This window comes from Kitasatospora sp. Xyl93 (assembly GCF_055383135.1).
In genome coordinates, this window is sequence record NZ_AP029185.1 from 6,118,306 (window position 1) to 6,132,311 (window position 14,006).

8 protein-coding genes are annotated in these 14,006 nt (G+C 66.4%); 1 reads left to right on the top strand and 7 read right to left on the bottom strand.

Features of this window, described 5'->3' with window-relative positions:
* Nucleotides 1-7: 7 nt before the first annotated feature.
* Entirely contained in the window at nt 8-1,195 is a 1,188-nt protein-coding gene (locus ACZ5GH_RS27140; protein WP_464335498.1) for a C40 family peptidase, read from the bottom strand.
* 572 nt (nt 1,196-1,767) lie between these two features.
* Here ACZ5GH_RS27140 and ACZ5GH_RS27145 point away from each other — a divergent pair.
* Complete coding sequence (locus ACZ5GH_RS27145) at nt 1,768-2,514, top strand: DNA-methyltransferase (protein WP_464335499.1); 747 nt, start codon at nt 1,768-1,770, stop codon at nt 2,512-2,514.
* A 90-nt stretch (nt 2,515-2,604) separates the two neighbouring features.
* Here ACZ5GH_RS27145 and ACZ5GH_RS27150 read toward each other — a convergent pair whose 3' ends face one another.
* The 6 genes from ACZ5GH_RS27150 to ACZ5GH_RS27175 form a co-directional block, all read right to left on the bottom strand.
* The gene (locus ACZ5GH_RS27150; RefSeq protein WP_464335500.1) at nt 2,605-3,540 is read right to left on the bottom strand and encodes a DUF5655 domain-containing protein; all 936 of its coding nucleotides are present in this window, start codon (nt 3,538-3,540) and stop codon (nt 2,605-2,607) included.
* A 178-nt stretch (nt 3,541-3,718) separates the two neighbouring features.
* Nucleotides 3,719-5,275 (bottom strand): type I restriction-modification system subunit M, encoded by a 1,557-nt coding sequence (locus ACZ5GH_RS27155; RefSeq protein WP_464335501.1) that lies wholly within the window; start codon nt 5,273-5,275, stop codon nt 3,719-3,721.
* Nucleotides 5,272-6,732 (bottom strand): restriction endonuclease subunit S, encoded by a 1,461-nt coding sequence (locus ACZ5GH_RS27160; RefSeq protein ID WP_464335502.1) that lies wholly within the window; start codon nt 6,730-6,732, stop codon nt 5,272-5,274. Before ACZ5GH_RS27160 ends, ACZ5GH_RS27155 begins: the two co-directional genes overlap by 4 nt.
* Entirely contained in the window at nt 6,729-10,322 is a 3,594-nt protein-coding gene (locus tag ACZ5GH_RS27165) for a type I restriction endonuclease subunit R (protein WP_464335503.1), read from the bottom strand. Before ACZ5GH_RS27165 ends, ACZ5GH_RS27160 begins: the two co-directional genes overlap by 4 nt.
* Before the next feature lie 144 nt (nt 10,323-10,466).
* The gene (locus ACZ5GH_RS27170) at nt 10,467-13,157 is read right to left on the bottom strand and encodes a TIGR02391 family protein (RefSeq protein WP_464335504.1); all 2,691 of its coding nucleotides are present in this window, start codon (nt 13,155-13,157) and stop codon (nt 10,467-10,469) included.
* Nucleotides 13,158-13,292: 135 nt separating this feature from the next.
* The gene (locus tag ACZ5GH_RS27175) at nt 13,293-13,940 is read right to left on the bottom strand and encodes a GNAT family N-acetyltransferase (protein WP_464335505.1); all 648 of its coding nucleotides are present in this window, start codon (nt 13,938-13,940) and stop codon (nt 13,293-13,295) included.
* Nucleotides 13,941-14,006 lie beyond the last annotated feature (66 nt).

Below are 14,006 nucleotides of genomic sequence, written 5' to 3' on the forward strand. Positions count from 1 at the left end.
GCGCCGGTCAGACGATGCGGCGGGCCGCGAGGATCTCCGGACGCCATTCGGCGAGGGTCGAGATCTTGACCACGTCACCGGTCTTGGGAGCGTGCACGATCAGCCCCGAGCCGATGAACATCCCGACGTGCTCCGGCACGGCGGCACTTCCCCGGGTGAACAGCAGGTCACCGGGCTTGAGCGCGTCCGTCGACACGGCGGTGCCTTGCTTGACCTGGGCGTAGGTGGTCCGTTCCAGGGAGACGCCGGCGGCCTTGTAGGCCATCTGCATCAGCGAGGAGCAGTCGCACCGGCCCATCGGGTCCGGCCCGTGCGCGTTGGCGCACGACCCGCCCCACTGGTATGGGGTGCCCAACTGGCCCAGCGCCCAGCGGATCGCGGTCTGGACCTGCTGCGGCGCGTCCGCCGGGACCGTGTACCCGCTCGGCAGAGAGCCGGCCGGGATCGTCCCGAAGTCGGTGCCGTCGCCGGCCGTCGTCGACGTCGCGCAACTGCTGGTGCCCGGCGAGGGGCTCGCGGTGGCGCCGGCTGAAGGGGACGGTGTCGGCGTCGGGCTCCCTCCGGGCAGCGGCGAGGCCGTGCCGGCGGGAGCGAGCAGCGGCTCGATCGCCTTCTGCAACGCGGTCGCGAGCGGCTCCCACTTCGCATAGGCGTCGGGGTAGCCGCTCCTCTGCACCGCCTGGGCGGTCTGGGTGACGGTCATCGACTGCCACCCACTGACCTGGTTGAGCGCCTCGTAGAACTTCGTCGAGGCGTACACCGGCTGCATGATCTGCGCCGCCGTGCCCCAGCCCTGCGAGGGCCGCTGCTGGAACAGGCCCAGCGAGTCCCGGTCGCCCCCGTTGACGTTCCGCAGTCCGCTCTCCTGCAGGGCGGTCGCAAGGGCGACGATCTGACCACGGATGGGAATGTGCATGGCGACGCCCGTGGCCTGGATGGTCTTGGCGTTGGGGACTTGCTCGTCCGGCTTGTCCAGCCCTGCCACGCTCGGAGCGCTGAGTGGACTGGAGCCCTTGAGGATCGACTCCACCTGCGCCGCGACAGCGGAGCTGTCCACACCCTGTGGACCACCGCCCGGCGGACACGATCCGGACGTGGCCGACGCGTTGCCCGCGCCGACGATCACCACCGGCAGGGCGAGCAGCAGCGGGCCGCAGGCGACGACACCGACGAGCGCACCGACAGTCTTCTTCACGGCCGCCGCCGATCACCCGGGCGGCGCCCGGCGATTGACGGAGGCGGATGAGGGCACGGGTGTGCCAGGGCATGCTGCATTGCAGCGGCTCCTTGCGGGGTTCGTAGGAGGGCGCGGTGCCGGCCTCTCGTGCGAAGAAGTCGCCGGCACCGCGCCGGTGGTGAAACCGCCCTTGCTCAGGGCGGGCCCGGATCACGGGAGTTGGTAGCTCCCGGACGCCGGTCTCGGGTCACACGCGGCAGCCAGCCGCGCTCGTAATCTCAGCCGGAACACAGCGACTCCTCAGGGCGGGGGTAGGGGACAGCGATCCGTAGACAGCCCTGGTTGGACGAGGCAGCGCGGATCAATGCACGCCGAGCCGGGCCGAGTTGGCCCCTGCCCGGTTGGCATGGCGAGACAGTAGACGCGAAATCCGGCCGCACCAAACGACCCCCCACCAGGGCCGATCCCCAGGGAACCGCTCGTTAGGTGCGGCCGTCGATCGCCGCTACCGTCCCCGTCATCCCCGCTCCTGGCGGCAGCCGCCGGGCGTCGCCCGGAGCGGGCCCACCCCTGTCCTGAAAGAGGAACCCGTGACCTACACGCTGCACCGAGGCGACGCCCTGACCGTGCTGAAGACCCTGCCCGCCGAGTCCGTCAACGCCGTCATCACCGACCCGCCGTACAACTCCGGCGGACGGACCAGCTCCGAGCGCACCAGCCGCGACGCCCGCACCAAGTACGTCACCAGCGGCAGCGCCCACGACCTCCAGACCTTCCCCGGCGAGAACCGCGACCAGCGCTCCTACCGGGCGTGGCTCACCGACCTGCTGACCGAGGCGTACCGGGCGAGCACCGAGCACGCGGTCGCGATGGTCTTCTCCGACTGGAGGCAGGAACCCACCACGAGCGACGCCCTGCAGATGGCCGGCTGGACTTGGCAGGGCACCATCCCGTGGATCAAGCCCGCCAGCCGACCGCGCAAGGGCGGCTTCAAGCAGTCCGCGGAGTTCATCAGCTGGGGGACCAAGGGCACCCTCGACAAGAGCCGGGCGATCTACCTGCCCGGCCACTTCATCGCCTCCCAGCCCCGCAAGGACCGGGTGCACATCACCCAGAAGCCGGTGGAGATCATGCAGCAGCTCGTCCAGATCTGCCCCGAAGGCGGAACTGTCCTCGACCCCTTCGCCGGCAGCGGCTCGACCGGCGTCGCCGCCCTGCGCGAGGGCCGGCAGTTCGTCGGCGTCGAACTCTCCCCGCACTACGCGGAGATCGCCGACCAGCGGCTGCGAGCAGAGCTGACCCAAAACGACTTCGTCCTCGCCGGACCGGAGGCGTGACCGTGAGAACGCCGGGCAGCCAGCGCTGTCCGGGCCGCAGAGGCAGAAGGGCGGCTGGAGCATGATGCTCCAGCCGCCCTCGCGCCTTCATCAGGCCGCTTGCACCGCCCGTTGGATCAGCGGCACCGCCTTCTCCAGGTCGGCCGCCGAGGCGATCCGCACCTCAAGGTCCCCGGTGCCCAGGTGCCCGATCCCGCGCATGTCGCGCGTGAAACCCTTCTCCAGCTCCACCGTGTCCGGGTGCAGCCGTAGGTACAGCAGGATCGCTCGGTGTGAAGCCGACGGCCGGAAGATCACGCTCGCCACGTTCTGCAGACGGCGGTAGGCGATGTAATGCCGGAGGGCGACGACCTCCACCTCGCCCGACGCGGTGAGCACCTCGTCCAGCTCGCCGTACAGATCCTGGAGGCACTCTGGGACGTCAGCCGGAACCGGCAGCTCCTCGGCCTCGACCGCAGTCGACGGCACCACGGCCGCCTTCGAGCGGCGGACAGCCGCCGGGCTGACGGCCCCCGAGACCGGTTCGACGAGCTGAAGGCTCAGCAGGCCGCCGTCGAAGATCCGATAGCGCACCAGCTCGATCCGCCAGGACCGGCCCAGATCACCGACCGCGACCCGGTCGTGATGCGAGTACCCGGCCGCGATGCACAGCGCCCGCGGAGCGCGCCAGTCGATGGACTCGGCCGCTTCTGGGCCCAGCTTCTCTCTGACGAGCGCCTCGAACTCGTGCCGGCAGCTCTTCAGCCAAGTCAGGTAGGAGACGGCTTGCGAGACAACGCCGCTGTCGTTGCCTTTCTTGAACTCGACCACGACGGGCACGCTGTTCTCGTCCAGGCCGAGCGAGTCCACCCGCCCTCGGTGCCAAGGGCCGGTCGGGTACTCCGACGCCAGGAACCGGATGCCGAGCATGCGCTCCATCCCGGCCTCAACCCGGCGCTGCAGCTCCACCTCCAGCGCCACCGTCGAGCCCCGCAGCTCCACGTCCCGGCCGTCCGCCCCGAGCCGAAACACCTTGAGATCGCTCACCGATCCCCCTTCGCACGATCGTACGAGGAGACCAATCGAATGAGGGGGCCCGGTATTCCGCCTCTTGCCATGTTCCCGGGAAGATCAACTCGCCGGGGAGGACTGGAACATTGGGCACTGATGCGCCCAGTCGCCCCTGACGTCGGTCAGACCACCGCAGGGCCGTGACGGGCTCGCGTCAGCCGGTGGCCTCTGCTACTTCGTCCTCGTCGACAAGTTCATCCGGGTCCACGCCGAGGGCTTCGGCAATGGCCTCGAACTCGGCCAGCGCCGCTTTCAGGTCCTCCACGATCTCTTGGGCGATCACTCCCGGCGGCAGCTGGCTGTCCGCGTCGTCCAGCGCCGGATCCTTCATCCACGTGATGTCGAGATTGACCTTGTCACGTGCCATCAACTCGTCGTACGTAAAGGGCTTGAAGCGCCCCGACTCCAGCTCTGTGCGCTCGGTGCGAGGCTTGCCCGACAGGTATGCGTCCACGAACTCTTGAAGGTCGGCCTGGCGCAGGGGCCGTGTCTTCAGAGTGAAGTGCTTTGCTGTGCGCAGGTCGTAGACCCAGGTCGTGGTGGTGTGGGGCTTGCCGTCGGCCCGCGGAGCCTTCTTGTCGAAGAACAGGACGTTCGCCTTCACGCCTCCGGCGTAGAAGATGCCAGTGGGCAGCCGCAGGATGGTGTGGAGGTCAAAGTCCTGCAACAGGCGGCGCCGAATCTTCTCACCGGCTCCACCTTCGAAGAGGACGTTGTCCGGCAGAACGACGGCCGCTCGGCCATTGATGGCCATCAGCGACATGATGTGCTGAAGGAAGTTGAGCTGTTTGTTGGTGGTGCTGGCGCGGAAGTCGTCTCGGTCGTAGGAGATGTCCTCGCGTTCGGACTTCCCATCGGTGCCGATCACAGTGATCGCGGACTTCTTTCCGAAGGGCGGGTTCGCAAGGACGAGCGATGCGTGACGCGATGGCTTCTGAGCGAGGGCGTCCTCTACCTTGATCAGGGAGGGGCCGTCACTGTGGCCGATGCCATGAAGCAGCATGTTCATCGCAGCGAGGCGGGCTGTGCCGGGCACCAGCTCGGTGCCGAAAATGTTGCTCTCCAGGGCAAGCCGTTGCTCTCGGGACATGCTGCTGCCGTAGTGCTTGCGGATGTATTGGCGGGCGGCGATGAGGAACCCGCCAGTGCCACACGCCGGATCGGTGATCGTGTCCTCGAGCGTGGGCTGGGTGACCTCGACCATCGCGTCGATCAGCACACGAGGTGTGAAGTACTGGCCGGCACCAGTCTTGGTGTCTTCGGCGCCCTTGGCCAAGAGGCCTTCGTATGCGTCGCCCTTGAGGTCGGTGCCGGTGCCGGTCCAGTCCTGAGCGCCGATCAGGTCGACGGCGAGCTTCTGCAGCAGCGCGGGCTCGGTGATTCGGTTCTGCGCCTTGGCGAAGATCGTGCCGAGAGTTGTGCCGGGCTGCTTGGCAAGCTCAGTGAGAGTGTTGCGGTACTGCTCCTCCAGGGCGCTGCCGGTCTTGGACACGAGTGCCTGCCAGTCGAACCCGGCAGGGATGATGCGCGCTGCGGAGGGATCGTCGGCGAAGGGGTCGTTGGCGATCTCGTCGGCCATCTTCAGGAAAAGCAGATACGAGAGCTGCTCGACGTACTCGATGGTGGACAAGCCGTTGTCACGAAGCACGTTGCAGTAGTTCCAGAGCTTGGCTACCAGTGCGCTGGTCTGGGGGGTAGCGGCGGTGGTCATACGTCGAACTCCTGCTGAGCGGTGGCGGTGCGACTGCGCTGCGGGGCACGTCGGCGAGAGGTCTTTGCGGTGTTGGCCGCGCGCTCGGCCGCGGCGCGGGCGAGCAAAGCATGTGCGGGTTCGTCGTTGGAATCTTGATGAGCGAGTCGGCCGGAAAAGGCCCGAACGAGCAGAGCGCGGCGGAGCGACGCGGACCGCTGGCCGGATCGTTCGACCAGCCCCAACACACTGTCCATCACCGAAAGGTCGTCCTCGATACGCTCAACGATTCGCTGCTGCTCACCCTCGGGCGGAACGGGCAATGGAAACTTCTTGATCTTCGACAGGCTGATGGACGCAAGGTTCACGCTCTGCTTGCCGTTGCGCTCGAACCAGAGGCCTGAGCTATTGGCGTACCAAGACAGGAGCTTGGGATCGATCTCACCAGCGAACACTCGGGCCCTAAACACATGGTTCTGATGGATGGCCCCTGGGACCTGCCCTTCCCAGACCCAGCCACGGCCGAGCTTGTCGCGGTCTCCACCCTCGTTCATGAGAACGTCACCGGACTGAAGTGCCAGCGCCTCGGCCTTCTTTGGCGGCACCCTGATCAGGGAGACCTGATCCAGGTCCAGCCGGCCACGCTGGACGTTGGCGACTCGGAGATAGGGGACTTCGGGCAGGTCAGGGTCGCTCTGCTTTTTACTGTCCTTGGTGACACCGCCGACAACCTCGGCCACATCCTCCAGGCGGCTCCAACGCCATTCAGATGGGACGCGCGGCAGGTCACCGTCGATGGTGCCAGCAGGGGAAGGGGCGGTAGCTGCGTCTGCATCCGCGCCCACAGTGTATCCGAAGGTCGGATTCGATACCGTGTCACGCAGTCTCCGGAGACGGGTGGAGCATTGCTTGACGGATACCTCAGCCGCGTCGAGTCGAGAGAGGTGGTCTTCGAGGGCTTCGACAATTCGGCGCTGTTCCGCAAGCGGCGGGAGCGGGATACTGACCCGCTCAAGAATCTTCTGGTTGATCTTGTAGATTCCAGCAGTCGTCCTTGCCGCGCCTTCAATCTGATCGCGAGTGTGCTTGGAATCCCACAGGTACTTGAGATACTGCGGGAGGATAATGGACGGGTTCGTGCGAATCCTGATCATCGTATCGGGGAATGCCACTGGTGAAGGGACCGAGCGGACGAGCGCTCCCCTCCCGACGAGGCTTCGAGTGCCGTTTCCCCTACTGACGAGGAAGTCACCCTCCTCGACCAGATACGGAAACGCCTCGTCCTCCGTCCAGGCGCCGTCCTTCTGTTCTGCTGTGTCGACGCCATTGGCCTTCAGCGCGGTAAGGCGCAGAACAGGGAACCCGCCCGCAAGGGTCTTGACGGAGCGTCCGTTGATCAGTTCCTGACTGAGTACATCCGCCAGCGTCGTCCATGCCCAGCCTTGCGGCAGAGGCTTCCGGTTACTGTTCTCGCTCACGCCAGTTCCTGGTTCAGTTCCGTCAAGAGTTTGCGTGCCGACCCGGCGTCTCCGCCGAACGCGGCGATGAAGCCACGGCTGCCTCCGCGCTCGGTGAAAGGCTCATGTCGGAGAGCCTCCACCTCGACACCAACGTCGCTGGCCACGCGGTCACAGATCCGCTGCAGCCACCACAGTTGATCCTCGCTGTAATTTGCCCCGGCCTGCCGCTGGCGTAGCAGCCAGCCGGCGAATCGTTCCTCGACCGAGGTTCGGTAGGGCCGCAGCTCGCTCTCGGCGCCGAGCTCGTACCGGATGAGCGAGATCAGGTCCGGGATGCCCGCCGCTTTGCCGTTCTGGGAGACGGCACGGCCCAGGTCCTCGTACGCCTGCCACAGTATCTGAGGAGTCCAGTCGTACTGCGGGCGCTTGATGTACGCGGCGAGTTCCCGGAGTGCAGCATAGGCGGCGTCCGGGGCCACCCGCTTCTGTCCGAGGGCGATCTCGATCGCCGTCAGCTCGTCACGGCGGCTGTCCAGGAGGGTGTGCCAGTCGGTGACGTACTTCTGTGCGCGTTCCTCGCGGGGCACCTCACGGAGGGTGGTGATGGTGGCGACGGTCACCTCGTCGATCGTCAGATCTTCCTGGCGCCGTATTCCCATGATGACCTTGCGGAGCTCGGCGTTGGCCAGCGGTTTGATCGCCCCAAGGATCTCTTGGCGCGCTGCTGCCGGTCCCTGCTCCTGCATGATCCGTTCCTGGCGGTCCGGATCGCAAGCATTGCTCAGCCACCCGGTGATGGTCACCAGAGTGACGCCGCCTGCGGCGTGGGCGATCGTCTCGTGCTGTTCGTTCGTGAGCTGTTTGCTCAGGCGGCTCAGCCGTCGCGCCAGCACCTCGGTCTCCTCGGCGGTGATTGCCTTGGAAGCCGCCCTATCGAGCAGCTTCTGCAGTGACATCCCGGGAGCTGTGGGAAGCGGCTTGGCTTCCACCAGCTGCGTCTGGGTTACCCCCGCAGCGTCGATGAGCAGGAACCGGTCCTTCACCACGGGCGGGAACGCCTCGTCTGCGCCTGGGGTGACCTCGCTGAGCTCGGTCGGGTCGATCGACCGTGCGCCTCGACCCTTCATCTGCTCGAACAGCACTGCGCTCTTGACCGACCGGAGGAAGATGACGCACTCGAGCGCGCGCACATCGGTACCCGTGGCGATCATGTCGACGGTCACGGCGATTCGCAGGCGCGGCGAGTTGCGCAGGTCGTTGATCAGCTCATCCGGGTTCTGACCATTCTCCCGGCTCTTGTAGGTGATCTTCGCGGCGAACTCGTCGCCGCGCCCGAAGACCTCCCTGGTCTGCTTCAGTACCTCTTCCGCGTGCGCTTCGCTGACCGCGAAGATCAGGGTCTTGGGGACATCCTGGCGGCCGGGAAACCAGCGCTGCCAGTTGTCCCGGTAGGTCTGCAGGACCGTGCGGATGTCATCTTCGGCGATGACCGTGCGGCCGAGTTGCTGGCCCGAGTAGGCGAAGTCGTCCTCGAGTTCCTCCAACCGTCGCCGCCGCGACGCCCGGTCGAGTATGGGGACCGTGGTCCCCGCCTCGATGGTGGAGCCCTCCTTGTGGACGTCCGTTAGCAGCTCCACCACGTCGAAGTCGACGTTGACGCCGTCGGCGACTGCCTTGGCGAAGGAGTAGCTGGAGACCAGGTTCTGGTCGAAGAAGCCCTTGGTCTGCGGTGTGGGAGTGGCGGTGAGCCCGACTAGGTGGGCGTCGAAGTACTCCAGGACGCCTCGCCACAGTCCGTAGATCGAGCGGTGGCATTCGTCGACCACGATGAGGTCGAACGACTCGATCGGCACGGCCGGGTTGTATGCGATGTCGATCGGCCGGCCGCTCTCGAAGGCGTCGTCGGTCTGATCCTCGCGGTCATCCGCTGCGTCGTCGTCGATCAGTGGCTGGTCGCGCAGCAGCGAGTGCATCTTCTGGATGGTGCCGATGACCACCGAGGAGGTTTCCTGGAGCCCGGCCGCGCCCAGCCGATCCACCCCGTACAGCTCGGAGAACTTCCGGCCGTCGTCCGGGGTGGTGTAGTTGCGGAACTCGGCGAGCGCCTGCTTGGCGAGGTTGTTCCGGTCCACCAGGAACAGCACTCGCTTGGCCTGCGAGTACTTCAGCAGCCGGTAGACCTCCGTCACCGCGGTGAACGTCTTACCGGCGCCGGTGGCCATCTGGATCAGCGCTCGTGGGCGATCCGCAGCGAGTGAGCTCTCGAGTCCGGTGATCGCCTCGATCTGGGCCGGCCGAAGACCCCCAGTTTCCAGCGCGGGCATGGAGCGGAAGCCAGCCCTCAGGGTCGGAGTATGCGGCTGCTCGTCGGCACGCCGCATCCATGCCGAGATCGTTTCGGGCCGGTGGAAGGTGAAGACCTGCCGAGAGCGGGCCTCCGGATCGATCCGGTTGATGAAGTAGGTCTCCGCGCCCGTTGTCGCATAGCGGAACGCGAACGGCTCGCTTTCACGCCACACGGCGAGCCGGAACTCCTTGAGGACTCCGCGAGCGTAGCGATCGTTCTGGGCCAAGGCCCGGCTCAGTACCTCGCCCTCTCGCTTGGCCTCGACGACGCCAACGATCGAACCGTCGACGTATAGGACGTAGTCGGCGCGTCCCGTGGCCACGGTGAACTCACGGACGGCCACGCCGCGGCCCGCAAGTGGATTGAGGTCCTCGCGATCCTGGATCACCCAGCCCGCTTCGAGGAGCATCTGGTCGATGACCTCACGAGCCTGGACCTCGCTCAGCGGCTTGGGCCTCTGCGCCCGCTCCACGATCGCTTCGCGCGCCGCGCGCGCGACCGGCGTCGGCTGCCTGCGAGCCTGCTCGTAGTCCTGTTGCTGAGCCTTGCGAAGTGCGGCGATCTCGCGCTCGAGCTGCTCGAGCCGCGAGGCCAATTCGGCGCGACTGGCCGCAGCACTCTCGACCAGTTTCGCGGCCTCATCCTGCGCACGCTGTTCGGCCCTAACCTGCTCCTGCCGGGTTTCCGCCAGCCTCGTCCGGGACAGCGCGAGGGCGCGACGGTAGCTCTCCAGCTCCGAGTGAACCTTCGCGATCTCTGCAGGGTCTGTGACGCCCTGGTCGGCCGTGGGAGCAGTCGGGGGGACGAAGGCAGTGACTGTCCGCTTGCCGGAGACCGAGAGGTGGAACCAGCTGCCCAGTTCGTAAGCGGTCTCGACGGCCTTGAGCGCGCGGACCGTGTCGAACAGGTGCTGGTGCGCTGCGCGGTTCCTCCCCCTGCGCAGCTCGTCGAAGGCGTTACGCACCTGAGGGGTAAGCGCGCCGATGCGAGTAAGGGCGTCCAGCCGATCGACCTGCCGGTCACCCTCGACCCGCAGGCCAACCCTGGTGACGAGCTCCTCCGTCAGCACCTCACCGAACTGGCCGGCCTGGACCAGAGCTGCGTTGGGATTGGTGAAGACGGTTGCCTCTGCCAGGGCGCCGTAGAGCGCGAGCAGAGGCTGGTACTGGAAGAGCACACCGAAGTTCGGGGACCGTCGGGCAAGATCCCGAAGCCGCTCGTCCATATGCTCCATCCGTCCACCGCACGCGAGCGTGCCCATCCGCTGATCGAGTCGCAGCGACCTAGATTACGCAAAAAGCGTGCAGCCCGTGCACGATCCGAAGACTGGTGGGCTCGGAGTAGCGCCCCTACCCACCAGCCTCGCCGCGGAATCGATCACCTCAACCGCCTGCTGGGCAGGCGGTCACGCCAGGACGCGCCGTACAGCGCCTGCGCCGAACTCGGCGATGTAAATGTCTCCCGACTCAGAGACCGCGAGCTGACTCGGGTTCTTGAGTCCGGCGGCCACCTTCCTGATCCGCCTGTTCTCGAGGCGGAGCAGCCTGCCTGTCTCGAAGTCGCTGAGCAGGATCCCTTCGTGGCTCCAGGCCACCCCGCTCAATCCGACCAGAGTCTGGCCTTCCAGCAGGTCTACGGGATCACTGTCCGGCGCCTTTAGCGAGACGTTCCACAGCCGGTTCCGGCGCTGGTGGGGCGGATCCGCTGCATCGGGGGAACACAGCACGTGTAGCAAGCCATCCGCGTGCGACAGGGCGATGGGCTGGCCCGGCACAGAGCCGAGCGGCGTGGAAGTGCCGTCCATCCTTACCCGCTGAAGCGCGCCGGTGTACATGGCGACGATCAGGTCGTCTTCGTCCCAAGCGAACGCCATCGGTGTGCCGGCGGGCCCTCCCGAGAGCCTGATCAGTTTGCTGCTGCCGTAGTCGCTGCTGTGGTGGAGCACCAGAATCCCCGGGCGATCAACAAGCCGAACGGCGAGTTCCCCGTCGCTTCGGGCGGCCATGGAATCGGTCCCGAGGTTGTGCAGAAGGCGAGAGGGGACTGCGGCGACCATGCGGTAGACGCCGTCTGGTCCGGCCCGCCACAACTCCTGGCCTCGCGTGCTCACCACTAGCCCCTTGGGAGTCCAGGCGACGCCGGCCACCGGGGGCAGACCGGAAAGGAATGTGGTGACGGTGCCGCTCGGGTGGGCCGCGATCTCCAGGCTCGCCTCTGCGGTGCATCCGCCGTGGAGGCAACGGAGCACGCTATTGCCGGGCTCCTTGGCGAAGACCGCTCCTCCCTTGAAGATTGCGACCTTCTCATTGCTGGACTCGACCTGGGGGTCATCGACCGGGGCGGTCCAGGTTGCGGTGCCGTCGGTGAAGTGCCCCATCACTCGTAGGGGAGTCCTGCTCTTGCCGCGCAGCAGCAGGTGCGATGGCTCGATGCTGATCTTCATGAGGCGCTCGGGGTGGGCAGGGGCAACCGGCTGGCCATCGAAGACACCGTTGTCGTCCCACACCTTGCGCAGCGGGTCACCAGGCCGGTTGCGCACCCAGGCTGCTCCTACGGCATGGTCGGATGCGGCCCAATGCCAGGCGACATAGTGGCCAACCTGGTAGGTCTCCCGCGTCGCCACGATCCGCTCGCCCGGCACCCCCGCTTCGAGCGTCGCCAGCCGCACGCCCGCCAGATCCAGTTGGTGCTTCCCGGTCGCATCCGCGAAGAGCGGAATGTTTACCTCAACTACTCGGTACCAGTTCGACTGGCCCGGCGCGAGAGTGATCCACACCACATGGGCAGACCCCTGGCGAGTTCCGTCCACCAGGTGAATCCGATGTTCCCCCGCGGGCACACCGGCCACGTCGACGGTCAGTGTGCCCGTCTGGTAACTGATCTTGTCGAGCTTGTACTTCTCATCCAGCCAGACCTCCACCTGGCTGCCGGCCCGCTCGACCCACAACGTGAGCGTGGTCCCTTGATCGTGGCGGTACCCCCGGACCGCCGGGGCTCGATCGACATCACGGTCCAGAAGGTCCAGCAGCGAGCTCGCATGCGCGAGGATCCGCAAGCACTCGCGCCGTGACCGACAGGGAAGCAAAGGGCGGTCCTTGTGGGAGCGGTCGCCCTTGAACAGTCCGATCGCTCCTGCGAAGAGCTCGAAGAGGCGATCGGCGTCCCGCTCCCGGTCTGAGATGCGGATCGGGTCCTTCTTCTCCTTGAACGCGGCCATGACGAGCTCGTTGCCGATTGCGAGGCTGCCGGTCCGCTGCTGCACCTCGTGCTCGAGTCGCCGGAAAGCGGCAAAGATGGCGTCGTCGAAGCGATCCGCCTTCAACAGGTCGGCGCAGACTTCGACGACCTCCGGACGCAGAAGCGTCAGATGGACGGCCAACTCCCCGTCTCCTGCGGCTGGCAGCACAGGCTCGTCGGCCCCTGCCAGGGAAGCAGCCCTTGGCGCCAGCAGCTCGGGGAGCCGGCTCCCGTCGGTGCTGTCGTTGCCTGCGAAGTCGAGTAGATCGTCAACTCCACGGATCTTTCGATACGGCCGAGTCCCTCGCCTGTTCACGCTGAACTGCCACTGCCAAGGGCTGGTTGGTTGCCTGCCGCTCCCCCGCCACAGCTGTGGAAGCAGATCTGCTAGTACGAACAGACGTCCCATCAGCTCCCGTGCCTGCGCGACCTGACTGTCCGGGGGAACAGACTCGCCACCAGGTGAGCTCAGAGGCAGTGCCAGGTGGGCGGCGAAGTCCAGACTTGCGGCGACGAGTTCCTTCTCGGGATTGGCAGAGCTCTTCTGTTCCAGTTCCACAGTCCATTTGACGAACTCGCTCAGGCGAGTCAGATCGTCCGTGCCGCCCTTGCAAGCTGCCACTCCTCGGAGGGTGAGCCGTACCTCGTCGTTGTCTGAGTACCCATGCGCATGCCACGGCCCGGCGATGTAGCGAGAGCTGATCGCGACCAGGGCCGCTTGGGCGTCCTCGATCCCGAGTTCGCGGTCGGCTTTGAGGTCGACAGCCGTAAACGTAGGCCAGGAGCCTCGCTGGCCCATCAACTCGTAGACAGTCTGAAGTAGAAGCTGGTCCTGAGAGCTCAGCGCGTCGTCATCCACGGCATGATTCTCGTCTGCGGACTGGCGTCCGCGCACGAAGATCGCGGAGCTGGGGCGGCTGCTACCGCGGGGGAGTGGCCGGAGTGGACTTGGCGGCACCCCGACCTGCCCCGGAAGCCTGTGACGGGGACTCTCTCACTTCGGGTCTCTCTTCATCTCCTCGATGGCGGTCTTGACGGCGTCCTCGTCACGCGAAGGGACGTAGGAGATTCCCTCCTGAAGGCTCTTGAACGCCACCAGGTTTTCCTCCCTCTCCGGGGGCACCGCAACGTAGTATCGGGGGGTCGCGCACACGAGCGCCTTGTCCGACTGGAAGCCGCACGAGGCGTAGAACCCGGTCAGTGCGGGCTCGTGCTCCAGAGCCAGGAACCGGTAGCCCTTGGACCGGTACAGCTTCTCCGCGGCGGCCAGTAGGCGCCGGCCGATCCCCTCACCGCGCCGGTCGGGGACGACAGCGATGCCTTCGACATGAGCGAACCGCGTTGCGGCGTCCCTCTGAAGCGCGAGGTCCTGGAGCTGTTCCTTGATCCAGAACCACGGCGGCGCGCAGCGGATGGCGCCGACAGGTCGGCCCTTGTCATAGGCCCCGATGTACGAGATGACTCCGGCGGCGGTGGTGTCGCGGCTGGGCCACGTGGCCAGTGCACTCTCCCGGTGTTCGGGGTCGATCAGCGCGAGGACGCCGGCGAACTCCTCCTCCTCGCCAGGCCGCGCGGCCCGGATGATCACACTGTTCTGCGTGGGGTACTCGCCCCGTTCCTTACGCTTCTTCGCCTGACCCATGGCTCAGCTCTACACCTCAGCGTGGACTGCTGTCCTGGGTACTGCGGAACTTCACCATTGAGCTCG